This window comes from Novibacillus thermophilus, from assembly GCF_002005165.1.
Lineage (GTDB): Bacteria > Bacillota > Bacilli > Thermoactinomycetales > Novibacillaceae > Novibacillus > Novibacillus thermophilus.
The window spans coordinates 629,063-652,033 of sequence record NZ_CP019699.1; the positions used below are offsets into that span (position 1 = coordinate 629,063).

Annotated in this window: 18 protein-coding genes and 2 pseudogenes; 13 read left to right on the top strand and 7 right to left on the bottom strand. The window is 51.7% G+C overall.

The window, feature by feature from the left end; translation table 11 throughout:
• Positions 1–55 precede the first annotated feature (55 nt).
• The 10 genes and pseudogenes from B0W44_RS03150 to lpdA all read left to right on the top strand — a co-directional run bounded on the left by B0W44_RS03150 (position 56) and on the right by lpdA (position 12,153).
• Positions 56–1,531, top strand: coding sequence for a spore germination protein (locus tag B0W44_RS03150; protein ID WP_077718736.1), 1,476 nt, complete (start codon positions 56–58; stop codon positions 1,529–1,531).
• Positions 1,532–1,621: 90 nt separating this feature from the next.
• Positions 1,622–3,316 carry a long-chain-fatty-acid--CoA ligase gene (locus tag B0W44_RS03155; RefSeq protein WP_077718737.1) on the top strand — a complete coding sequence of 565 codons (1,695 nt, stop codon included), beginning with the start codon at positions 1,622–1,624 and terminating at the stop codon, positions 3,314–3,316.
• 348 nt (positions 3,317–3,664) lie between these two features.
• Positions 3,665–4,252: a fatty acid metabolism transcriptional regulator FadR gene (locus B0W44_RS03160; RefSeq protein ID WP_077718738.1), complete on the top strand. Its 588-nt coding sequence runs from the start codon at positions 3,665–3,667 to the stop codon at positions 4,250–4,252.
• Between the two features lie 133 nt (positions 4,253–4,385).
• The gene (locus tag B0W44_RS03165) at positions 4,386–5,162 is read left to right on the top strand and encodes an enoyl-CoA hydratase (RefSeq protein ID WP_077718739.1); all 777 of its coding nucleotides are present in this window, start codon (positions 4,386–4,388) and stop codon (positions 5,160–5,162) included.
• Positions 5,163–5,190: 28 nt separating this feature from the next.
• Entirely contained in the window at positions 5,191–5,958 is a 768-nt protein-coding gene (locus B0W44_RS03170) for an electron transfer flavoprotein subunit beta/FixA family protein (protein ID WP_077718740.1), read from the top strand.
• Positions 5,959–6,032: 74 nt separating this feature from the next.
• Complete coding sequence (locus tag B0W44_RS03175) at positions 6,033–7,019, top strand: electron transfer flavoprotein subunit alpha/FixB family protein (RefSeq protein WP_077718741.1); 987 nt, start codon at positions 6,033–6,035, stop codon at positions 7,017–7,019.
• 366 nt (positions 7,020–7,385) lie between these two features.
• Positions 7,386–8,468 (top strand): pyruvate dehydrogenase (acetyl-transferring) E1 component subunit alpha, encoded by a 1,083-nt coding sequence (pdhA, locus tag B0W44_RS03180; RefSeq protein WP_077718742.1) that lies wholly within the window; start codon positions 7,386–7,388, stop codon positions 8,466–8,468.
• Complete coding sequence (locus B0W44_RS03185; protein WP_077718743.1) at positions 8,468–9,451, top strand: alpha-ketoacid dehydrogenase subunit beta; 984 nt, start codon at positions 8,468–8,470, stop codon at positions 9,449–9,451. The genes pdhA and B0W44_RS03185 overlap by 1 nt, the downstream gene beginning before the upstream one ends.
• Before the next feature lie 17 nt (positions 9,452–9,468).
• A pseudogene (locus B0W44_RS03190) lies at positions 9,469–10,736 on the top strand (dihydrolipoamide acetyltransferase family protein).
• Between the two features lies 1 nt (position 10,737).
• The gene (lpdA, locus tag B0W44_RS03195; RefSeq protein WP_077718744.1) at positions 10,738–12,153 is read left to right on the top strand and encodes a dihydrolipoyl dehydrogenase; all 1,416 of its coding nucleotides are present in this window, start codon (positions 10,738–10,740) and stop codon (positions 12,151–12,153) included.
• 95 nt (positions 12,154–12,248) lie between these two features.
• Here the strand turns inward: lpdA and B0W44_RS03200 are convergent, their stop codons facing one another.
• From B0W44_RS03200 to B0W44_RS03225, 6 genes are all read right to left on the bottom strand, one after another.
• Positions 12,249–12,998 (bottom strand): gamma-glutamyl-gamma-aminobutyrate hydrolase family protein, encoded by a 750-nt coding sequence (locus tag B0W44_RS03200; RefSeq protein ID WP_077718745.1) that lies wholly within the window; start codon positions 12,996–12,998, stop codon positions 12,249–12,251.
• Between the two features lie 10 nt (positions 12,999–13,008).
• Positions 13,009–13,290, bottom strand: coding sequence for a hypothetical protein (locus B0W44_RS03205; protein ID WP_077718746.1), 282 nt, complete (start codon positions 13,288–13,290; stop codon positions 13,009–13,011).
• 12 nt (positions 13,291–13,302) lie between these two features.
• The gene (locus B0W44_RS03210; RefSeq protein ID WP_077718747.1) at positions 13,303–14,673 is read right to left on the bottom strand and encodes a TRAP transporter large permease subunit; all 1,371 of its coding nucleotides are present in this window, start codon (positions 14,671–14,673) and stop codon (positions 13,303–13,305) included.
• A 275-nt stretch (positions 14,674–14,948) separates the two neighbouring features.
• Positions 14,949–15,704 carry a GntR family transcriptional regulator gene (locus tag B0W44_RS03215; RefSeq protein ID WP_077718748.1) on the bottom strand — a complete coding sequence of 252 codons (756 nt, stop codon included), beginning with the start codon at positions 15,702–15,704 and terminating at the stop codon, positions 14,949–14,951.
• A gap of 188 nt (positions 15,705–15,892) precedes the next feature.
• Complete coding sequence (locus B0W44_RS03220) at positions 15,893–16,237, bottom strand: DUF4387 domain-containing protein (protein WP_228441452.1); 345 nt, start codon at positions 16,235–16,237, stop codon at positions 15,893–15,895.
• 25 nt (positions 16,238–16,262) lie between these two features.
• Positions 16,263–17,648, bottom strand: a complete 1,386-nt coding sequence (locus B0W44_RS03225) for an acyclic terpene utilization AtuA family protein (RefSeq protein ID WP_077718749.1) — start codon at positions 17,646–17,648, stop codon at positions 16,263–16,265.
• Between the two features lie 349 nt (positions 17,649–17,997).
• Between B0W44_RS03225 and B0W44_RS03230 the strand changes: the two are divergent.
• Positions 17,998–19,411 (top strand): annotated as a pseudogene (locus B0W44_RS03230) (APC family permease).
• A gap of 61 nt (positions 19,412–19,472) precedes the next feature.
• On the opposite strand, the gene B0W44_RS03235 reads toward B0W44_RS03230, so the two are convergent.
• On the bottom strand, positions 19,473–20,255 hold the full coding sequence (locus tag B0W44_RS03235) for an IclR family transcriptional regulator (protein ID WP_077718750.1): 783 nt from the start codon (positions 20,253–20,255) through the stop codon (positions 19,473–19,475).
• Positions 20,256–20,393: 138 nt separating this feature from the next.
• On the opposite strand from B0W44_RS03235, the gene B0W44_RS03240 reads away from it, so the two are divergent.
• Both B0W44_RS03240 and B0W44_RS03245 read left to right on the top strand, forming a co-directional pair.
• Positions 20,394–21,608 carry a CaiB/BaiF CoA transferase family protein gene (locus tag B0W44_RS03240; protein WP_077718751.1) on the top strand — a complete coding sequence of 405 codons (1,215 nt, stop codon included), beginning with the start codon at positions 20,394–20,396 and terminating at the stop codon, positions 21,606–21,608.
• A gap of 42 nt (positions 21,609–21,650) precedes the next feature.
• Positions 21,651–22,847, top strand: coding sequence for an acyl-CoA dehydrogenase family protein (locus B0W44_RS03245; protein ID WP_077718752.1), 1,197 nt, complete (start codon positions 21,651–21,653; stop codon positions 22,845–22,847).
• Positions 22,848–22,971: the final 124 nt, after the last annotated feature.

A 22,971-nucleotide genomic window follows, 5' to 3' on the forward strand; every position in this document is an offset into this window, starting at 1 on the left:
GGGGACGTTCGGTCATACTGACAAGATAGACGAATGCGAAAAAAGGGGAATGGACATGAGTGATCAGCGAACGAAGTGGCAGCAACAGAAGATTGTCCCCACGTTAGCGGAAAATGTGAACAAACTCAACCGCATGCTCGCCGTCGACCAAAACTTTGACGTCGTACATAGGGAATTCATGTTCGCCGGGCGCCCGTTCTCGATGTACTTCGTGGACGGGTTCGTCAAAGACGACATTATGAACCGCATCATTACCTACCTGAACAAGTTGAAACCGAATGAGTTGGATGACGACACAATTCAGACAATGCTGGAGACGCATCTCGGTTACATCGAGGTCGATACCACTGACAATTTGGGGGATGTTGTCAATCAAGTACTGGCCGGGCCGTTGGCTTTGCTCATGGACGGAGCCGAAAAAGCGATCATCATCGACGTCCGCACGTATCCTGTTCGCAACCCGGAAGAGCCCGATATTGAACGCGTCGTCCGCGGGGCGCGAGACGGGTTTACTGAAACCATCGTTTTTAATACCGCCCTCACGCGACGCCGCCTGCGGGACCCTTCGCTGCGCATGGAGTACATGCAAGTGGGGAAGCGCTCAAAAACAGATATCGCCTTGTCGTATATGGAAGACGTCGCGAATCCGGACACAGTGCGCCTGTTGCGGGAAAAAATTGAGGCCATCGATGTGGACGGCCTTCCGATGGCCGAAAAAAGTCTAGAGGAGTTTGTGTTTGGGAACAATTGGAACCCTTATCCGCTGGTTCGTTATACGGAACGACCCGACGTGGCGGCGGTCCATTTGTTGGAAGGGCACATTCTCATATACGTCGACACGTCCCCCAGCGTCATGATTGCACCGTCTACGTTGTTCCACCACGTTCAGCACGCAGAGGAGTACCGTCAAAAACCGGTTGTCGGTGCTTACTTGCGCTGGGTCCGGTTTTTGGCGATGGCTTTGTCCGTCATTTTGTTGCCCCTTTGGTACTTGTTTGCCACGCATCCGGAACACTTGCCCGAGGCCTTGTCTTTTATCGGAATTGACGACCCGTCAGGAGTGCCGCTCCTTGTCCAGTTTATACTGGCGGAGTTGGGAGCGGATATTTTACGCATGGCGTCGATCCACACTCCTTCTCCCCTAGCGTCGGCCCTGGGCCTCGTCTCTGCCATCCTCATTGGGCAAGTGGCGGTGGAAGTCGGTTTGTTTGTCAACGAAGTGCTCCTGTACTTGGCCATTGCGGTCATCGGGACGTTTGCGACACCTAGTTACGAACTGGGCTTGGCCAACAAATTTGTCCGCCTCTTTCTGTTGTTGACTTCATGGGCGTTCGGATGGATTGGCTTTGTCGCCGGCATCGTGCTTTGGTTTGCATTGCTGTGGCGGACGCGCTCCCTCGACGTGCCGTACTTGTGGCCCTTTGTGCCGTTCAATAAAAAAGCTTTCTGGGACGTGTTGGTCCGTTCTCCCATTCCAGTCAAACACAATCGTCCCAGTATACTCTCCCCTGAAGATCCAGACCGGGAGTAAAGGAAAATCCGCAGCATAGATATACATCATGCCGGTCACATCATATACATGAATGAGTCGCCATTCATTTACAGGGAGGGGATTCATTCGATGTCTGCCGGCATTCCACCGTGGCTGTCCCACTATGAGAAAGAAGTGCCCGCCTCTTTGGACTACCCCGACATTCCGCTACACACTTATTTGGAGAATGCGTACAAGTGCTACCCGGATCACACGGCCATCTATTTCATGGGGAAGACCATGACATACCGTGAACTGTTTCACGACATGCAGTTGTTTTCCAGGGTGTTACAGCAACTAGGCGTCAAGAAAGGAGACCGTGTGGCGATTATGTTGCCGAACTGCCCGCAGGCGGTGATCGCGTACTATGCTGTTTTGCACATTGGCGCCGTCGCCGTCCTGACGAATCCGATGTACAAAAAACGCGAACTAGAGCACCAGCTCGCAGATTCGGGGGCGAAAATTATCGTCTGTCTCGACCTCGTCTATAGCAACGTCGTTTCTGTATTGCCTAGAACGGACCTCGAACACATCGTCGTGACCGCAATAAAAGATTACCTCCCGTTTCCAAAAAATGTGATGTACCCCCTTAAACTGCGTAAAGAAGGTGTCAAACTCCACATTCCGCGGGAACCGTACGTTTCCTACTGGGACGACTTGATGAAACAGCCTGATCTTCCGGAACTGGAAAAGCCCTACATCGACTCTAAAGAAGATTTGGCCCTCTTGCAGTACACCGGAGGGACGACAGGTCTTTCCAAAGGGGTGATGCTCACTCACGCCAATTTAGTCGCCAATGTAGAACAAGCGAGGGCATGGTTTCACCGTTCCCGCCGAGGCGCAGAGTGTATATTGGCCGTGTTGCCCTTTTTCCACGTGTACGGCATGACGGCGGTGATGAATTTCGCCATTCTCCTCGCTGCGAAGATGGTTTTAATTCCGAAATTTGACCTCGCCACAGTGTTAAAAACTGTTAATCGGCTGCGTCCAACGATGTTTCCCGGTGCACCGCCCATGTACGTCGCACTCATTAACCATCCCGATTTAAAAAAGTACGACATTCGCTCCATTAAAGCGTGTATTAGCGGGGCAGCCCCTCTGCCGCGGGAAGTACAGGAAAGATTCGAAGCGATCACAGGTGGCCGCTTGGTGGAAGGTTACGGGTTGACGGAAGCATCACCGGTCACACATGCGAATCCGATCTGGGGAAGGCGAAAAAACGGGAGCATCGGCCTGCCGTTTCCGGATACGGAAGCTAAAGTCGTCGATTCGGAGACAGGGGAGGAAGTGCCGCAGGGAGAAGTCGGGGAGTTGATCGTACGCGGACCGCAAGTGATGCGGGGTTACTGGAACCAACCTGAAGAGAGTGACAACGCTTTGCGAGACGGATGGCTGTACACGGGGGACATGGCGACGATGGACGAAGACGGGTACTTTTACATCGTCGAACGCAAAAAAGACGTGATTGTGGCGAGCGGTTTTAACGTGTACCCCCGCGAAGTGGAGGAAGTGCTTTACGAACATGAGGCCGTAAAAGAGTGCACTGTGGCCGGGATTCCAGACGAGTATCGCGGTGAAACAGTCAAAGCGTACATCGTGTTGAAAGAAAAAAAGGACGTGAGTGCAGAGGAGTTGGAAGCATTTTGCCGCGAACGCCTGGCAGCGTTTAAAGTTCCCCGCAAGTACGAATTCCGCGATGAACTGCCAAAAGCACTCACAGGTAAAGTGTTGCGGCGTGTGCTAGTCGAGGAAGAAAAGAAACGAATGCAAGAGACAAGAGACTGACAATAGTGGAGTAGGCCTGCCTTTTAGGCACTGCTTCGATGCCGGTTGTTCGCCGCAGCGGGAGAGGGAGTTGCCTTCGGATTTTTCCCGATCGGGTGACTACTGCGTGACCAGTCCGTTGATGCCCATGCCCCCTTCGGCGTTTTGTGTGGATCCCCTGAGACACCTTCCTCTCCCACCCGTAGTGCGTATCATTTTGCTGGTGCCGCTACGCCGCACGAGCGTTATTCGGAAACAGGAGACGGAAATGTCGAGTGTTTGACAACGGGCAGCGGTACGTATTACATTAATAGTGAATGAACATTCATTCACAACTTTTTGAATAATGGGTGAAAAGTGAGGCTGACTATGGTAAAATCAACAGGTGAAAAATACGAAGCGATTATCGATGCAGCTGTCAAGGTCATCGCCCGTCACGGTTACCACCATGCCCAAGTGGCCAAGATCGCCCGTGAAGCGGACGTGGCCGACGGCACGATTTACTTGTATTTCGAGAACAAAGACGATATCCTAACCTCACTGTTCCGGGAAAAAATGGGGCGGTTTATTCGAGAAGTCGAACAGGCGCTCGAAAGTGTTCAAAGCCCGGCGGAACAGCTAAAAACGTTAGTTGAAATGCACCTGCGCCACTTAGAAGAAGATCCGGAACTGGCGATCGTCACACAAATCGAATTGCGCCAATCCAACCCCCTGGTGCGCAAAGTCATTGGCCAAATTTTGAAGAAATATTTAAACGTCATTGACCGCATCGTGACGTCTGGTCAAGAAAGCGGCGTATTCCGGCCCCATATCGATGTCAAAATCGCGCGCAAAATGATCTTCGGCACGTTGGACGAAACGGTGACCTCGTGGATCATGAACGGACGCAAGTACTCTCTCACTAGCATGGCCAAAGCGATACACGATCTGTTTTTACACGGTTTAAAGGCCGACTGATTTAGAGAGATATGGCGGCAACCCTTCTAGTGCAGCCGGACCGGGCGGGTATTTTCTCGAAAAACTGGTTATATCCTGTCAGGACTACCAATTAACGACATCATTTTGCGATCAAACTAAGGGAGGAGAAAAGATGAACGATTTGGTAGCGTATCGCGTGTCCCATCACGTCGCGTATTTGGAAATCAGGCATCCGCCGGCCAACACTTTAAGTGAGGCGGCACTGAAATCGCTCACACAGGCCGTCGAACGGGTTGAAGAAGATGCTGCTGTTCGCGCAGCTGTCATCACCGGTGCTGGGAAATTTTTTGTGTCCGGGGCAGATATTAAGGAAATGGCGCAAAAAGCGACGGAAGATGAAGGATTCTCTTTTGCCGCGTTAGGTCAGGACCTTTTCAACCGGATTGAGGGTGGGACGAAGCCGTTTATCGCCGCCATCAACGGAGCTTGTTTCGGCGGCGGGCTCGAGTTGGCAATGGCTTGCCATTTACGGTATGCGGCAAAGGGAGCCAAACTCGGACAGCCTGAGATCAACTTGGGGCTTATCCCCGGGTTCGGCGGAACCCAGCGTCTGCCCCGCCTCATCGGGAGATCCGCAGCTCTCGAGATGTTGTTGACAGGGGAAGCGATTACGGCAGAAGAGGCCCGCAACTTAGGTTTGATCCACCGGGTCGTCTCCGCTGACGACCTGCTCCCGGCTGTTGCGGACTTAGCCGAACAGCTGGCTCAAAAGGGGAGGTTAGCGACGAAATTCGTGTTGGAGGCTGTCTGCAAGGGAAATACACTGCCTTTTGAGGAAGGGTTGCGGCTGGAGGCCCAAAACTTTGGCCGGGCGTTTGCCTCAGATGAGAAACGGGAGGGAGTGGCAGCTTTTTTGGAAAAGCGAAAACCCCGATTTCACGATGTTTAAAAGACTACATAACAGGAGGGAACACGTCATGAACATTGTCGTATGTGTCAAGCAGACATTTGACACGGAAGAGCGCATCGTGATTGAAGACGGACACATTAGCGAGGACGGCGTAGAATTCGTCATCAACCCGTATGACGAATACGCGGTAGAAGAAGCGATTAAATTGAAAGAAACCCACGGCGGAGAAGTAACCGTCGTCACGGTCGGACCTGAGCGGGCGGAACAGGCGTTGAGAACTGCCATGGCCATGGGAGCGGACAGAGGAATCATCGTCAACGACGAGAGTTTGTTCGGTGACGAACATACGACGGCGAAAGTGTTGGCCGCCGTGATCAAAGATTTAGATTACGACATCATTTTGAGCGGGTATATGGCCGTCGATGACGGTTCGGCACAAGTTGGTCCCCGTCTCGCAGAGGAACTCGGCATCCCGCACATTTCTACGATTACGAAACTTGAAGTCAACGGGGACGAGGTTCATGTGGAAAAAGACGTAGAAGGAGATGTAGCCCGTGTCAAAACCTCACTTCCCGTGTTGTTGACCGCTCAACAGGGGTTGAACGAACCGCGTTACCCTTCTCTTCCGGGCATTATGAAAGCGAAGAAAAAGCCGCTGGAGCGGGTGGAAGCCGACGACATGGATGTGGATGCCAGTGCCGTTGGAGCGAAAACAGAAACGCTGGACGTATTTTTGCCGCCGGAGAAGTCGGCAGGCCGCATTTTGGAAGGTGAACTCGACGAACAAGTGAATGCTTTAGTGGATCTGTTGAAAAACGAAAAGAAAGTTATTTAAGGATGACCGGTTTCTCGAAATTACGTTGGCATGAGTATGTTCAGGACAGAAAAAGGAGAGGAGAGCGAAATTCGATGAGTCGACATGTTTTAGTGATGACCGAGTTGCGGAGCGGAACTTTGCGGCAAGTTTCGTATGAGGCCTTGACCGCGGCGCGCAAGTTGGCGGAAGGAGGCGACATTATAGCCGCTGTTTTTGGGAGGGACCTGCCCGATGTTACTGCAGAACTCCAACGGTACGGTGCGAACAACGTGCTGTACGTCGATCACGAACAGTTGAAAGACTATGCGACAGACGCGTATTTGGAAGCGTGGACATACGTGATCGAGGAGAAAAACCCGAGCGTTATTTTAGCCCCCTACACCGCCATCGGGAAAGACGTCAGCCCGCGGGTGGCGTCCAGGCTCGGGATTGGGCTTATATCCGATTGTACCGATGTAGAACTGCTGAACGGCCGCATCGTGTTCACGCGACCGATTTACGCCGGTAAGGCTTTTGTGAAAAAAACGTTCAGAGAGGAATCGCGTGTTTTCGCCACTCTCAGGCCCAACAACATCTCGGCGGAAGAAGCGTCTGATGCGAGGGCGGCGACGGTGGACAAGGTCTCCGTCGACATTTCTCCCAAATCGCTCCGAACAGTGGTCGAAGACATTGTACAGAAGACGTCTTCCGGGGTGGACTTGAGCGAAGCACGGATTGTCGTCGCCGGAGGGCGTGGAGTCAAAAGTGCAGAAGGGTTTAACGTACTGCAAGAACTGGCAGATGTGCTGGGAGGGGCGGTCGGCGCTTCCCGCGGGGCGTGTGATGCCGGTTATTGCGATTACGCTTTGCAGATCGGACAGACCGGGAAAGTCGTCACCCCTGATCTGTACATTGCGTGCGGCATTTCCGGCGCCATCCAGCACTTGGCCGGGATGTCTAACTCGAAAGTGATTGTTGCGATTAATAAAGATCCGGAAGCGAACATTTTTAAAGTGGCGGATTACGGGATTGTCGGTGATTTGTTTGAGGTTGTGCCGAAATTGACAGAAGCGTTCAAAAAAACACTCAGCTCGGTGTAGCACGGTTAGGAGCGTTTGCGCCCGCCCGGAAGAAGAGGCGGGTTTTTTGTGTTGCATAGATTTTCCTTATATTGGCGATTCTATATTTATATGAGTGCAAGAGGGGATTCTTTCGCCGTTTTAAGAAAGGTTAACAGAGTATATAACAGTTTATTTATACAAGGTATAACAGATTTCCCTTTTCATTTCTGATTGTAACGCTTATAATAGGACCTGGAACTGAATTATGCGTTTATCAACATAAGGCGTGATCGACTGAAGGCCTTCGCACTTGGAGGAAATGAATTGAACAGCTTATTTTTTGCGTATAAGACAGGATAGTTCCCGTCTTCTCGACGCTCAAAAAAGGATGAGAGGTGACGATGGATGGATGTGATCAATCCCGATTTGAATGTAAACAGGCAACAAATACTGTCCGAGGACGGTAAAGTCCTCGACGGACAGAACGTTCCAGATTTAAGTGACGACGAACTGAAAGACATGTACCGGTGGATGCTAAAGCTTCGCGTTTTTGACGGACGTGCCATTAAGTTAAACCGCCAAGGACGCCTCGGATTTTACGCCCCCCTCGGCGGACAGGAAGCGTGCCAGATTGCGTCGATGGCGGCGTTAGACAAGAGCGACTGGCTCTTTCCGAGTTACCGCGATATCGGAGCTGCCATGTACCACGGCATGCCGCTCCATCAAGCGTTTCTGTACTCCCGTGGTCAAATCGGCGGGGGTCGCATACCGGATGACGTCAACATGTTTCCGCCGCAAATCATTATTGCCGGACACTTGTTGCATGCCACCGGTGCGGCGATGGCAGGGCAAATGCGAGGTGAAGATTTCGTCACGATTTCGTTTTTCGGCGACGGCGCCACTTCCCAGGGTGACTTTCACGAAGCGTTGAATTTTGCTTCCGTGTTTAAATTGCCGACGATTTTCTTCTGCCAGAACAACCATTACGCCATCAGCGTGCCGCTGGAGCGCCAGATGAACAGCAAGACCATCGCCCAAAAAGCCCTTGCTTACGACATGGCCGGGATTCAGATCGACGGCAACGATCCGTTGGCCGTATATCAAGCGACGAAAGAGGCGGCCGCCCGCGCCCGTCGTGGGGAAGGCCCGACCTTGATCGAAGCGGTCACTTACCGCCTCGGCCCGCACACGATGGCGGGGGACGATCCGAAACGCTACCGCGAGAAGTCCGAAGAAGAAGAGTGGCGTGAAAAGCGAGACCCGCTGAAGCGTTTCAGAGCTTATTTGGAAAGCAAGAACTTGTGGAGCGACACCGAAGAAGAAAAGACGGTACAAGAGATGATGGACGCCATTGCCGAAGGTATTCAAAAAGTGGAGAAAATGGATAAAGGCTCGGTCGTCCAACTGTTAGACGACGTGTACAAAGACATGCCGCCGCACGTTGCGGAGCAGAAGAAAGCTCTGGCCGAAACAGGAGGGGAATTGTAATGGCGAAAATGACCATGGTGCAAGCTGTGCGAGATGCGATGCGGGTCGCGATGGAGCAGGACGAACGCGTCGTCGTTTTCGGCGAAGACGTCGGACCGAACGGCGGGGTCTTCCGAGCGACAGACGGCTTGCACAAGGAGTATGGGGAGAAACGCATTTTCGACACCCCGCTGGCAGAGTCGGCGATCATCGGGCATGCCGTCGGCATGGCCGCTCTCGGGATGAAGCCGATCGCTGAAATCCAGTTTATGGGCTTTATATACGAAGCAATGGACCAAATCGCTTCCCAGGCAGGGCGGTTGCGTTCCCGTTCCGGCGGAAGGTTTAACATCCCAATGGTCCTCCGCACGCCCTTCGGCGGCGGCGTGAAAACCCCTGAACTGCACTCCGACAGTTTGGAGACGATCTTTATGCACAGTCCGGGGTGGAAAATCGCCATTCCCAGCAACCCTTACGATGCGAAAGGAATGCTGCTTGCGGCCATTGAAGACCCTGATCCGGTGTTATTTATGGAATCGATGCCGCTTTACCGCTCAGTGAAGCAAGAAGTGCCAGAAGAGGCCTACACCGTTCCCCTGGGGCAGGCGAATATTGTAAAAGAAGGGCAAGACGCGACGATTTTGACGTACGGCAACATGGTGCGCGTCTCGCAAAGAGCCGTGGAACAATTGGAAAAAGAGCGGGATGCGTCGATAGAGATTGTCGATTTAAGAACGTTGATCCCGCTGGACATGGAGACGATCGCGTCTTCGGTGGAAAAGACGGGACGGGTGGTCGTCGTCACGGAGCACGTGCGCACGGCCGGCGCTGCATCAGAAATTATTACGCGTATTAACGAGCGATCCATTTTGCACGTGAAGGCCCCAATTCAACGTGTGACCGGCCTCGATACGCCGTACCCGATATCTGCGTTGGAAGACGACTGGCTCCCATCCCCGAAACGCATCCAAGAAGCCCTTGCGGATGTTTTGGATTTTGATTAAACAAAGGAGGGACACACGTGGCATACGAATTTAAGCTGCCAGATATCGGCGAAGGCATTCACGAAGCAGAAATCGTCAAACTTCACGTGAAAGAGGGGGACGATGTCCAGGAGGACGACGTATTCGCCGAAGTGGAGACGGACAAGGCGGTCGTAGAAATTCCCGTCCCGATTAACGGAAAAGTCAGCACCCTGAACATTCAAGAGGGAGACACGGTAGAGGTTGGGAGTGTCGTCGCCACGTTTGCCACAGACGAGGATCCGGAGGAGGCGAGCGAAGACGCCAGAGCGGCAGCAGAAGAACCGGATGCAAAGAGAGAAGATCAAGAGACAGTGGAACAGACACCAAGGGCGGTACGACAACCGGCTGCCGACTCGAAAAAAGTGCTCGCCATGCCTTCTGTGCGCAAACTCGCCCGGGAGTTGGGCGTCGACATCACCCAAGTGAAACCGACGGGAAACCGAGGTCAAGTGACGGCAAACGACGTGCAGGCCTTCGCCGACAGCCCTCTGCCAGAGCGGGAACAGCAGCCTGACAGAGATGCCGAAGGGCGAGAGGCAGTCGAAGAGGTAAAGGTTGGGACAGAAGAGCGCCTACCGCTAAAAGGAATTCGTAAAGTGATTGCCGAGCGGATGGTGGAGTCGAAGTTTACAGCCCCACACGTCACGGCGATGGATGAAGTGGACGTGACGGCGCTCGTGGAGCTCAGACATTCGGCGAAGCCCCTTGCGGAAGAAAAAGGCATTAAACTGACGTACTTACCGTATATCATCAAAGCAGTCATTGCGGGACTGCGCCAGTACCCGACGTTGAACGCGTCCATCGACCAAGAAGCCGGTGAAATTGTGATTAAGCATTACTACCACATCGGCATCGCCACGGCGACGGAAGAAGGTTTGATGGTACCGGTCGTAAAAAACGCCGATCAGAAGACCATGTGGCAATTGGCTGACGAGATTGGTAAACTAGTGGAAGAGACGCGAACGCGAAAAATAGCACCGGATAAACTAAAAGGCAGCACGATCAGTATCTCGAATATGGGGTCTGTCGGCGGGGGATGTTCTTCACGCCGATCATCAACTATCCGGAAGTGGCCATTGTCGGCATCGGGACTATATCCGAGAAGCCGGTCGTCCGAAACGGCGAGATTGTCGCCCGCAAAATGATGGGATTGAACGTCACGTTTGACCATCGGCTCGTGGACGGCGATGTAGCTGCGCGTTTTCTAAACGTTGTGAAACACTATTTGGAAAACCCCCAACTTTTACTGATGGAGTTGAAATAACATGGTCGTTGGAGATTTTGCGAACGAAGTGGACGTGTTGGTTGTGGGTGGCGGACCAGGCGGTTACGTCGCAGCCATTCGCGCTGCCCAACTCGGTCGGGATGTCACTCTCGTAGAAAAAGGGGCACTAGGTGGAGTATGTCTCAATGTCGGGTGTATACCGTCTAAAGCGTTAATCTCCGCTGCAGAATTGGCAGAGAGAATGAAACAAGCGGGCAACATGGGGGTTGTAGCGGAGAACGTATCCGTTGACTTTTTGAAAATGCAGGAATGGAAGAACGGCGTCGTGAAGCAGTTGACGAAAGGCGTCGGGCAATTGCTGAAAAGCAACAAAATTACCGTTGTCCAAGGAGAAGCGTATTTCTCCGGAACGGACCAGGTGAGGGTCGCAACAGAAGAGAGCAGTGAAACGTACAAGTTTAACGACTGCATTGTCGCGACTGGTTCGTCATCGGCTGAACTGAAAGCATTGCCGTTTGACGGCGAACGCATTATTTCCTCCACTGAAGCGCTGAACCTTCAACAAGTACCGAAGAACATGATCGTCGTCGGCGGCGGTTACATCGGGCTTGAACTCGGAACAGCGTATGCCAAACTGGGGAGCGACGTCACGATCCTGGAAGGCATGGACCAGCTTCTGCCCGGAACGGATCCGAAAGTCGTGCGCATCATCACGAAAAATTTGAAGAAACAGAAAGTCACATTTAAGACGAACGCTTTTGTGAAAAAGGCAGACGTTCACGGTGACAGCGTGACCGTGACAGCCGACGTGAAGGGAGAAGAGCAGACGTTTACCGCCGACGTCGTCCTCGTGTCCGTCGGACGGCACCCAAACACGAGCGACTTAGGTTTGGAACAGATCGGCGTAGAACTAGACGACAAAGGGTTTGTCAAAGTAAACGAAAAAATGCAGACGAACGTCGACCACATTTACGCCATCGGTGACATAACAGGCCCACCGATGCTGGCGCACAAAGCGAGCTACGAAGGGAAAGTGGCGGCAGAAGTGATCGCCGGCGAAGCGAGCGCCGTCGACTACCGGGCGATGCCGTACGTCGTGTTCAGCGACCCTGAAATTGCCTATACCGGGCTCTCGGAAGAGGAAGCGAAAGCCGAAGGTTATGACGTTACTTCCTTCCGTTTTCCTTTCCCGGCAAACGGGCGGGCCTTGTCGATGAATGCGGCAGACGGATTTGTCAATGTCGTCGCTGACAGAGAGACACAGCGCATCCTCGGCGTGCAAATCGTCGGCCCTGAAGCGTCATCCCTCATTGCAGAAGCGGTCATGGCCATCGAATTCGGCGCAACAGCCGAAGACATTGCCCTGACGATTCACGCCCATCCCACCTTGCCGGAGGTGATCCAGGAAGCAGCCGAAGGCATATTAGGTCACGCCATTCACACGGCGAACAGGTAAACGTAAGGATGTTATAGACCGGACCCCTCTGACCTCAAAAGCCCCGAACTACTTTCAAGTGGTTACGGGGCCTTTAACTTTAGCAGGAACACATATTATTCAGATTGAGAGCGTTTATACTGAATGGCGGCCTGGCGGAGCTGAGCAAAAAATTTGGTCCAATAAGCATAGGTGCGCCACAATTGTTCCGGGTGAAATTGCAACCCAATCAGCCATGGGTGGTCTACACCTTCAAACACTTCGATCACTCCGTCCTCTTCAGACCATCCTACCGCTTTTAACCCTGTTCCAAGCCTAGATACGGCTTGGCGGTGAAACGAGTTCACTTCAATGCGATGGAGGCCGATCCAGTTGGCGATTCGGCTGGCGGGCGACAGGCGAACCGCATGAGTCGCCTGATCGCCTGAAATCCCCTTTCTCCCTTGGTGGTGTTCAGCCGTCGTCTTCCCGTCCAAATTTGTGAGCGTCCCTCCCCGTACGTCGTTGATCATTTGGGCGCCGCGGCATATCCCCAATATCGGGGCGCCTTTGGGTATCATCGCTTGAAGAAGTGCCCGTTCAAAGGCATACCGCCCAGAGCCAGTGCCTTTAAGTCCAGGCAGCGGTTGGGGAGTAGGGTGTAACCTTAAAAAACCTCCGCCAGTTAAAACGAGGCCGTCCAGTTTGCCCACAAGGTGTCGAATGAAATCCCCATCTTGCACAACAGGTACCAGGATGGGGGACATGCCGTGGTGTACTATCGTGTCGACGTAGTGGCGTTCTACGTAAAGTAGGGGGTGACCCGGGTACAGATCACCGGACGCTCCTCGATCTGCGTGCACTGTCAAACCAATCGCCGGTTTCATAGGCTAACTCCTAATCAACTGGCGGGGATGGCGAACGGTTTTCCGCCTTCATACTCAGCGTGTGCTCTTTGTTGAAGTAAATGCAAACCAATCCGATTAAGATCGCACAGGCTGCGAGACGAATGCCCCAGTTCATAAGTGTTCCCGCTGCTGATGCGAGAGCGGCACCGACCTCACCTCCTATGATGAAAGCAGCGCAAAACATGAGAAAGACGAAAAATCCCAAAGCCATCGTCAGCATTGCCATCCATCCGTAAACGTTTTGCATTCCAGTTGACATTTTGTGAAACATGGACATCCCTCCTTACAATCCCAGTACGGGCAACATCCCTGTCAAGAGCAACATACTGAGCAATACGTGACACGCGACCCAAATGATCGTTAATTTGGCTGTTTCCTTAAAACCGGAGCCGGCGATGCCCATCGCCACGTACATGCCAAGGGCCAAAGGCGGCGTCATCCCTTCCAGCGCCCCGGTCATCGCCGGGAGCAGAGCCGCGAAGAGAACGGGATCTCCGCCTAAAGCGGCAAAGGAGGCGATCGTGGCACCCCCCAAAATGGCGATTTGCGATGATCCGGGCAGTATCATGCCCAGCAACATAAAGAATAACGGGAGTACAACGATCAGTACTGTCGTCGTCAGCCCGAGGGAGACAAACCAGTCCCGCACCGCATCCTCCATGCCTAATTCTACGAACACTTGCGATGTGGCGTACGCCATATAAATGGTAACGCTGATGGGGACGACGCGGTTTAACGAATGTCGAAACATGTCGTTCAAAGCGGACCTGTTAATTTTTCCGGAAGACATCGCCTTCCTCCCGATCCACAACGCGTAAGCGGCAGCCATGCCTGGCGTAAACATGAGAACGGAGAAAGAAAAAGCCTCGGCACCTGCTTCGCCAATGCGCCCTTTAATCCAGTTTTGCATTTGCGCGTCCATAAATAAAGGGATGAAAATAAGGGCAGGCAGTATGAGGGCTGGCCAGCCGAGTTTGAAACTTTGGCGAAAACGGGGGCGTTCTTCCTCTGGAATCGGCTGTACGTCGTAGTACTTACAAAACCCCCACAGTGTCAACCACCGTTGGACAAAAAACCACAACCCGATTCCGTAAGCTGCGATCATCCAGCTGCTGAGCGCAATACTTCCGGGATGGAGTTCTTCCAGAATGCCGAATGTCAAGATGACAATTCCTGAAGGGGGAATGAGGTTTCCCAGCATACTGGCCGACATTTCCGTCGTGGCGGCGAGGGGGGAGGGAAAGCCCGTTTTTTTCATCGTCGGAATGGTGAAGACACCGGTTGCTGCTACATTGCCTGGTCCAGTGCCTGACAACGCAGCCATAAACGTACTCCCCAACAGTGAAACGTAACCGGCACCACCGCGAAACCGTCCGACGACAGACAAGATGAGACGAATAATGCGCTGAACGACTTTCGTCTCATCGAACACGACCGCCACTACCATAAACGCAAAAATCGCGTAAAACAAACTGCTCGTTGACGGATACAACAGCGAAGACCAAAACAAGTCGAACTTTCCCGTGATGACAATGGTAAAGACGAAAGAAAGCGCCATTACTTCGTACATCGGTCGTTTTAAAACGACGAACAAAATGGCGACGAAAACGAGAAGAGTGATTAAATACCAGATTGGCAAAGGAACGCCTAACATAATCCATCCCACCTTGCAAAAAGAATCAGGATGGTTTCTCCCACTTTAACCGCTTACAAACGTCATCCATTCAACGGTGTCCTAAAAATGTTATGTTTTTATCTGTTTCATCGGTATTGCAGCGTGATGTCGAGATTAGAGAGCTCCGACAGGTTACATAACGCTGTAATATGAAAACATAACCATGGAGCAAATAAAAGTCTTTTTGGCATTACAGGTTATGACCATAAAATGTATTTAAAATGGTAATGGATCATTTTGCAATGTCCATCCTGTTAGTTTTTCAATTCTAACTGTCTTGTAATAAAAAACTTGTATTTATCCCCACGATAAAAGGCTTCCCGGTATTCTATCGGCTTGTCATGTGCGTACACGATAGATGTGACGCTGAAAATAGGGGATCTTTGGGGCACCTTTAAAACGTCTGACAGCGATTCATCGGAGACGGTTGCTTCATATGTTTGTTCGATTTGGGTCGGAGTTACATCTGATTGGCTGTCATACAGATCGAGCGTTGAAAAAGGTTTATTTTTTTGGGACGTATCGAGGGCAGTTTTGTGCATTTTTTGCCCGAGGTCGTAAGAAAAATAACTGTTGTAATAGACAATGGGTTCTTCATCGCCCAATCCCATTAATTGCAAGTTGAAGATTTTCTCCGAAATCGGTATGTCCAGCAATTTGGCCAAATAAATACTGTTGGGTGTCGCTTCTGCTTTTAAAAGTTTAGTCGAAGCGACGAATCCGTGTTGTGCCAGGGACGTTTCAAACGTGTTGACCCGAGTTAATTCTTGTTTAATTTTCGGCTTAGCCACGAAGGTTCCCATCCCTTGGGACCGGTAAAGCAACCCTTCGTTTTCAGCCAAAGCAATCGCTTGTCGGACAGTAATTCTACTGACATCGTAAATTTCGCACAGTTCCCTTTCGGACGGAATTTTTTCCCCTTCTTTCAACTCGCCATTCTTAATCTGCTGCTCAATGATATTTTTAATTTGTTCATATAGAGGGACTGATCCTTTCCGATCTAACAACATACAGTGCCACCACCAACATTCTGTTAACGTATAACATGTTATAAGATGTATATGGAACACATTATACGTTTCTTTTGGGCAAATGGCAATTCATTGACTAGACACTGAAGGATATGCACCTCCCATCACCTGTTCACACTTTGTTTAGAGACTTTAACCTTTTTTCGGGAAGCCTTCGCGGAACGATGTCACCCTTTTTTTGGCATAGGAATTTCCACATCAAACAGGACAGGGTACTGCTGACTGCCCATTACGTCATGCTCGCCTGGACTGCCGCTTGGCCGCATCCGTCGAATCGTAAACTTGATTGCCATGGCCGGGTCAAAGGCGACGAAGTGTACAATCCGCTCCACCGGGATTTTGTACAGGGAAGATAGGAAAGATTTATTCAATACGCCGCTGTTTTTGACGGCCTCGTAATGTTCCGCGTTCTTGAATAAGATGTCAAAGGTGATATGGTCAGGACCGGCGTTTTTGCTTCGAATGGTTGAAGCTAATTCAACCAGTTTCCGCATTGGACGGTTGTGCGACATGTTCTAGCCTCCGTTTCTACTTTCATTATGAGTGTGTCCCAACTTTTTGTTGGTGGGTGATGCGTTCAATTTTTAACTCAAACCATTCCATCGGATCAGCCGGAATGGCGTGATTCATCGTCCACTCGTAGCCGGGTCTCGCCACTAGTACTTCATCGGACAGAAAAGCTGCCGCTCCGGCGGTACCGCGAATATTTTTTAACCGGGCATACATGAAGTTGCGAGCGGCTAAATTCGTCAACTCTTTCGCTACCTCTAATGTAGGAGCTACTCCTTCCACGACGATGCCGAGTTCGTGGGAACGAATGTCAGTGATCGGTTCAAGTTCGCCCATGACCCCGTTCTTTCCGTATACATGGTAGTACACATCATAACCTGTATCACCAAAGCGTTCTTTCACTTTTTTTCTAGACCACGCAATCGCCTCATCGAGGTGGGTAATGACATACGGGTCGCGGATACCGACGACCATGAGACAGCGTTCGCCGACTTTTCCTGCGCCTTCCAATTTCACCGTGTACTGTTCAGAAGTGACAAATTTTGAACCTGTCACACGCGTTCGACGCTCGTCTACTGCCTCGTATACACACGCGCTCATGTCCACGTATCCCCCCGGTACGTATTCCCGGTAGGGGTCGATGCGTTCGTACATCGCGTGGCTGGCGACAGAGCTGGGAGTACAGCGCTGGTAATCGCTCATCGGTTCCACGACAATGTAGTCTCCCCCCACGGTTCCGATGACCGTTTCCTTTCCGGCGAAAGGCTCTGCACAGAACGAGGCGCATTCCAGCACTTTTCCGGCGTAGTAGGCGATATCTTTCGGGTACGATTCTTTGATGAGCGGTGCGGCAAACAGGCAAGCGTCACTGGAACGTCCGCAAATGACGACATCGGCACCCTGTTCCAACGCGTGGACAATGGGCTCAGCCCCCATTACGGCGACAATAGTATCCGTACGTTCCAACTGCTCAACAGTGAGATTTTCCCGTCCGTCCAAGCCGATCACTTGCACTTGGCTGTTCATTTTGTTCAACAATTGCTGTTTGTCGACTTCAGAGTAGATTTTAGCAATTGTAAGTTCGCGGATGCCCATATCACGGGCTAACTTTTTGATATAATCGGCATACTGGTCTACCCCTCTGTTCGTCCCGGTGTCAGAAGCGGAACCGACGATCATGGGGACATTCAGCTGTCGCGATGCACGGAACATCAATTCCAAATCGTGTTCTTGCCATGTGGCGGGGCTGCACGATTCGTCAGCTCCCAACGGGTGCGGGCCGATATCGCTGCTCCCGGAATCTGCGATGATGTAGTCGGGTTTTTGTTCGACTCCTTTCCAAAAGCTTTCTTGTTCAATCGGGGTGAACCCCAAATGGCCCGTCGGCGACATCAGTTTCATCGGTTTCGGCATACCAGTTCCTCCTCGTTTTATGTAAGCGCATTAATGTATTATACATTATAACCATTAGACAAAATAATGAAGGATATCACGTACAAAATCTCTAATGGTTATTACCATTAAGTCTAATTATGATTATAAGGATTTATCATGTAATGTCAAATAAATTGTTCAAAGCAAATGACTTTCGGCACCTAAAAAGCAGGGAGACACGGGTAATAGTTGTAGATACGGGTGCATACCGTTGTTAGTAAGGCTCAATTAAACGAATATGAAAGCGGTTCAAATTAGTGACGGAGTCATTTATAATATAGTAACACTATTATCAATATAGGAACAAATGGTGTGAAGGAGGTCGAAAATGGAAGAACGGAAATTTATCAAAGTGCTGGGGAATAAGGATGTACTCGCTCTTGCGTTTGGCGCGATGATCGGCTGGGGATGGGTTGTCACGACCGGTTTGTGGATAACAGAAGCGGGATCATTGGGGGCTATTCTCGCCTTTGTCATTGGAGGGGTTCTCGTAGTATTCGTCGGCCTCACGTATGCTGAATTAGCTTCCGCTCTGCCGCTGGCAGGGGGAGAGTACGTCTACAGCTATAAGGCAATGGGAAGGGGTGCTTCCTTTATCACGACATGGGCTATTATCCTCGGTTACGTGTCGGTTGTCGCTTTTGAAGCAGTTGCGCTCCCGACGGTATTCGAATACTTGATTCCCAATTACAGCATGGGTTATCTGTACACTATCGCCGGTTGGGATGTGACAGCGACGTGGGTCGGGGTTGGCGTACTCGGCTCAATCATCGTAGCTTGGATCAACTACCGGGGCATTAAACTGACGACGACTATTAATCTAGTATTCACATTACTCATTGTCATCGCCGGGATTTTATTAGTTACAGGGAGTTCCGTATCCGGGAGCACTCACAACATGGAACCGCTTTTTGAGAAGGGAATGGGCGGATTATTGAGCGTCGTCATCATGACACCCTTTATGTTTGTCGGGTTTGACGTCATTCCGCAAGCATCTGAAGAGATTCAGTTGTCCCGGAGAAAGATCGGTCAGTTGCTCGTTTTTTCTGTCGTTTTAGCCATCACGTGGTATATCGCCGTTATTTTTGGTGTGTCCCGTGTGATGAGCCCGGCAGAAATGAGCGAATCGAATTTGGTTACGGCTGATGCCATGGCGAAAGCGTTTGGCGGGAGTCAATTGATGGGGAATCTTCTAGTGCTCGGGGAATCGGAGGAATTGTCACGAGCTGGATCGGTTTCTACGTCGGCGGGAGCCGGGCAATATACGCCCTTGCCCGTGCTGGTATGCTCCCAAAAGTTCTGGGAGAACTGCACCCGAAGTACCGGACTCCTTACAAAGCCATTGTGTTAATTGGAGTCCTTTCCACGCTTGCCCCGTTCTTCGGGCGTCCTGCACTCGTCTGGCTGGTCGACGCAGGGGATTGGGGTTAGTTGTCGCCTGGTTCATGGTCGCCGTATCGTTTATCATCCTGCGGAAGAAAAATTCCGACATGGAGCGGCCGTTTCACCTTCCAGGCGGTACGAGTATCGGTTGGATTGCCGTGGTCATGTCGCTTGGGGTATGTGTGCTCTACATGCCAGGGATGCCGTCCTCGCTCGTTTGGCCTTATGAATGGATCATCGTGTTCTTATGGATGATTTTGGGAGCTGTCTTATACAGGTTGTCAACGTTTAAGTACGGAACTGACTATTCAGATCAGTATATGGAACAAGAGATCGGGCGTGTGTTGAAACAAAAATAGTTGTGGAAAGGCCTTCATCAGAGATCCGCTCATGTGAGGGTGAGCGGGTTTTTGTATCAACTCATTCAGGGGCGCCAAGTTGTTGGGACAGTTTGCGGGCACTGCGGCACGTCCACTCCGTCAGTTGTTGCAGCCTCTGTTCATCTGTGCGGAATCGCGGTCCGGAAACGGTTAATCCCGCAACGATGGAGCCGGATGCGTCAAAAACGGGTGCGGATATCGCGAAGGCATCAGGGTCCACTTCCCCCTCGCTGACTGCGTAACCTCTCTCGCGGATCGCGTTCAGTTCTTTTTCCAACTGCATCATCTCGTCCGGTGATAGCGTTGTGCCGATCGCTGATGGATCGAGATAAAGCTGACGTTCGGCGGAATCAAGATACGCCAACAGTATTTTGCGTGAGGCTCCCCGGTGCAGCGGACCGACGTTACCAATACGAGTTGTCAACTTAATGGGTTGCGAACTTTCAACCGTCTCGATACAGATTCCCGCGCGGTCGACGGCGTCGAGCACCGTCAAGTTGACCGTTTCATTGGTGCCGGCCGCCAGTTCTTTCATAATCGGAAGGGCTACTTGTCTGAGCTCGATTTGAGAAGCGGCGACGACCCCGAGCTCAAACACTTTCAACCCTAACCGGTATTTCCGGTTCTCCGGGTTTTGAGTCAGAAAGCCGAGTTTCTCCAGCGTGGCGACGATCCGGTAGACGATCGTTTTGGACAAGTTCATGCGCATAGCCATTTCAGTGATGCCGAGTTCTGGGTGCCGGTCGTCGAAACAACTGAGTAAACGCAACCCGCGTTCCAATGTTTGTAACGTTTGTCTCTGTTTTGCCGTTGGTTGTGCCATGTGAACCGTCTCCTTTGCGTTCACTATCCATCATATCACATTTTTTCCGAAAGTGGTTCAAACGGACAACTCAATAATTTATAATATAGTAACAGAGTTCCTAATATAGGAACAATATGGCGAGGAAGGAGGGGAAACGTGAAACAAGCACTGGAAGGAGTCCGGGTCATCGACTTGTCCCGCGTGTTAGCCGGTCCGTATTGCACGATGATGATGGGGGACCTGGGAGCTGATGTCATTAAAGTGGAAGCGCCCGGCGGAAGTGACGAAACGCGGAGATGGGGACCTCCGTACATCGGAAGCTTAAGTGCTTACTACTTGACAGCCAATCGGAACAAACGGGCGATCGCACTCAATTTAAAGTCGAAAGAAGGACAAATGATTCTCCACGAGCTTGTGAAAGAAGCGGATGTCGTCGTCGAGAATTGGCGCCCGGGAAAAGCGGCGCAACTTGGGGCAGGGTACGAGCAGTTACAGGAGATCAATCCCGCTCTCGTCTATTGCTCGATCAGCGGTTTCGGTCAGGATGGTCCGTACCGGGATTTGCCCGGTTACGATTTCGTGGTTCAAGCGATGGGCGGGTTGATGAGTATTACCGGTGAAAAAGGGGGAGAGCCGTTAAAAGTCGGCGTGGCCGTTGCCGACCTTTTTGCAGGGTTTGCCGCCTTTAGCAGTATACTGGCTGCCTTGCGGGTGAAAGAAAAGACCGGCGAAGGACAGCAAATTGACATTTCCCTGCTGGACAGTCAGGTGGCCATGCTCGCGAACGTGGCGATGAACTATCTCGTCGGGCAAAAGGTGCCGGAGCGGCTCGGGAACCAGCATGCCAATATTGTTCCGTACCAAACGTTCGAGGCGAAAGACGGCCTGTTCGTCGTGGCCGTCGGGAACGACCGCCAGTTCCGCCGTTTGTGCGAGGCCATCGACCATGCAGAATGGGCGGAAGATCCGCGGTTTAAGACAAATGACGGGCGCGTGCGACACCGGGACGAGATCGTTCCATTACTGGCGGATGTCTTTCTGACGAAAGAACGGTCCTATTGGATGAAAGAGTTGACCCGACGCGATATTCCTTGCGGTCCGATTCATACGGTCGAGCAAGTGTTTCAAGATCCCCACGTCAACTACCGTCAGATGCTTGTCCGCATGCGTCATCCGGAAGTTGGCGATTTACCCCTCGTCGGGAGTCCGATTAAAATGTCCCGCACACCGGTCAAGTTCAAACGGTATCCGCCGTCTGCAGGAGAACATACCGAAGACGTTTTGCGGGAAGCCGGTTTTACAGCAGAACAAATTGATGTATGGAAGTCGAACGGCGTGATCGGACAGACAGGGGAGACGGTGGAAAAGTGATGAGCCATCATTTAGTACGTGAAAAAGGAGGAGAATGGTATCATGCATTTTGGATTAAGTGAAGAGCAAAAAGCCGTTCGCAACATGGTGCGCGATTTTACAGAGAAAGAAATTTTGCCTTATATTCAGGAATGGGACGCGAAAGGCCACTTTGAAATGTCGATTATCGAAAAGTTGGCTGATCTAGGTCTTATGGGAGTTTGCATCCCGGAACAGTACGGCGGAGCCGGAATGGATTACAACACGTTGGCCATCGTGTGTGAGGAATTGGAGTACGGCGACACAGCGTTCCGCACCGCGGTATCCGTTCACACGGGGTTAAACAGCATGACCCTCCTGCAGTGGGGAAACGAGGAGCAGAAAGCGCGTTATCTCGTTCCCCAGGCCAAAGGAGAGAAAATCGGGGCCTTCGGGTTGACGGAACCGGATGCAGGGTCTGACGTGGCCGGCATGAAGTCGACGGCTGTCCGCGACGGGGACGAGTACGTGCTGAACGGCACGAAAACGTGGATTTCCCTCGCCGACCACGCCGATCATTTTCTCATCTTTGCATACACCGATACGGAGAAGAAACATCACGGCATCTCCGCGTTTATCGTCGAGCGGACGTTCCCCGGTGTGACGACCCGGCCGATCAAGGGGAAATTAGGAATTCGCGCGGGGAATACAGGAGAAGTCATGATGGAAGATGTCCGGGTGCCGAAGGAAAACTTGCTCGGAGAAGAAGGAGAAGGATTCAAAATCGCCATGAGCGCACTGGACAACGGGCGGTTTACCGTGGCGGCAGGGGCGGCGGGATTGACGCGGGCGTGTCTCGACGCTTCGGTCAAATACGCCAACGAACGCAAAACGTTTGGCAAAGAGATCGGCCGCTATCAGCTGGTTCAGCAGATGATTGCGAATATGGTGGCCGGATATGAAACGTCCCAGCTCCTCGTCTACCGGGCCGGATGGCTGAAAAACAGAGGGAAACGGAACACGCGGGAGACGTCCCTGGCGAAGTGGTACGCATGTGACGTCGCTTTTCGTTCGGCGTGTGACGCTGTGCAAGTCCACGGCGCTTACGGATACTCAAGCGAATACCCAGTGGAGCGGTTTATGCGCAATGCGAAAGCGCCGGTCATTTACGAAGGAACGCGCGAAGTGCACACTATCATGCAAGGAGAGTACGCCCTCGGTTACCGCCGGGACAAACCGCTCCGACAGATGCTCCCCTCCTGGCCGTTTGATCGTTCATGATCGTTTTTATATCCGTTAAAAAACAGATCCCGCCTTTTTTTGAGAGGCGGGATCTCATTGGGGTGTTCTTACAATGTTCGGCTGTCTTCCCGTGATTGACCACATGGACGAACGAATTTGTCGG

Excerpts from the sequence above, each read along its gene's own strand:
- B0W44_RS03150 (WP_077718736.1), top strand. The coding sequence starts at position 56 with ATGAGTGATCAGCGAACGAAGTGGCAGCAACAGAAGATTGTCCCCACG.
- B0W44_RS03155 (WP_077718737.1), top strand. The coding sequence starts at position 1,622 with ATGTCTGCCGGCATTCCACCGTGGCTGTCCCACTATGAGAAAGAAGTG.
- B0W44_RS03160 (WP_077718738.1), top strand. The coding sequence starts at position 3,665 with ATGGTAAAATCAACAGGTGAAAAATACGAAGCGATTATCGATGCAGCT.
- B0W44_RS03165 (WP_077718739.1), top strand. The coding sequence starts at position 4,386 with ATGAACGATTTGGTAGCGTATCGCGTGTCCCATCACGTCGCGTATTTG.
- B0W44_RS03170 (WP_077718740.1), top strand. The coding sequence starts at position 5,191 with ATGAACATTGTCGTATGTGTCAAGCAGACATTTGACACGGAAGAGCGC.
- B0W44_RS03175 (WP_077718741.1), top strand. The coding sequence starts at position 6,033 with ATGAGTCGACATGTTTTAGTGATGACCGAGTTGCGGAGCGGAACTTTG.
- pdhA (WP_077718742.1), top strand. The coding sequence starts at position 7,386 with ATGGATGTGATCAATCCCGATTTGAATGTAAACAGGCAACAAATACTG.
- B0W44_RS03185 (WP_077718743.1), top strand. The coding sequence starts at position 8,468 with ATGGCGAAAATGACCATGGTGCAAGCTGTGCGAGATGCGATGCGGGTC.
- lpdA (WP_077718744.1), top strand. The coding sequence starts at position 10,738 with ATGGTCGTTGGAGATTTTGCGAACGAAGTGGACGTGTTGGTTGTGGGT.
- B0W44_RS03200 (WP_077718745.1), bottom strand. The coding sequence starts at position 12,998 with ATGAAACCGGCGATTGGTTTGACAGTGCACGCAGATCGAGGAGCGTCC.
- B0W44_RS03205 (WP_077718746.1), bottom strand. The coding sequence starts at position 13,290 with ATGTTTCACAAAATGTCAACTGGAATGCAAAACGTTTACGGATGGATG.
- B0W44_RS03210 (WP_077718747.1), bottom strand. The coding sequence starts at position 14,673 with ATGTTAGGCGTTCCTTTGCCAATCTGGTATTTAATCACTCTTCTCGTT.
- B0W44_RS03215 (WP_077718748.1), bottom strand. The coding sequence starts at position 15,704 with ATGTTGTTAGATCGGAAAGGATCAGTCCCTCTATATGAACAAATTAAA.
- B0W44_RS03220 (WP_228441452.1), bottom strand. The coding sequence starts at position 16,237 with ATGTCGCACAACCGTCCAATGCGGAAACTGGTTGAATTAGCTTCAACC.
- B0W44_RS03225 (WP_077718749.1), bottom strand. The coding sequence starts at position 17,648 with ATGCCGAAACCGATGAAACTGATGTCGCCGACGGGCCATTTGGGGTTC.
- B0W44_RS03235 (WP_077718750.1), bottom strand. The coding sequence starts at position 20,255 with ATGGCACAACCAACGGCAAAACAGAGACAAACGTTACAAACATTGGAA.
- B0W44_RS03245 (WP_077718752.1), top strand. The coding sequence starts at position 21,651 with ATGCATTTTGGATTAAGTGAAGAGCAAAAAGCCGTTCGCAACATGGTG.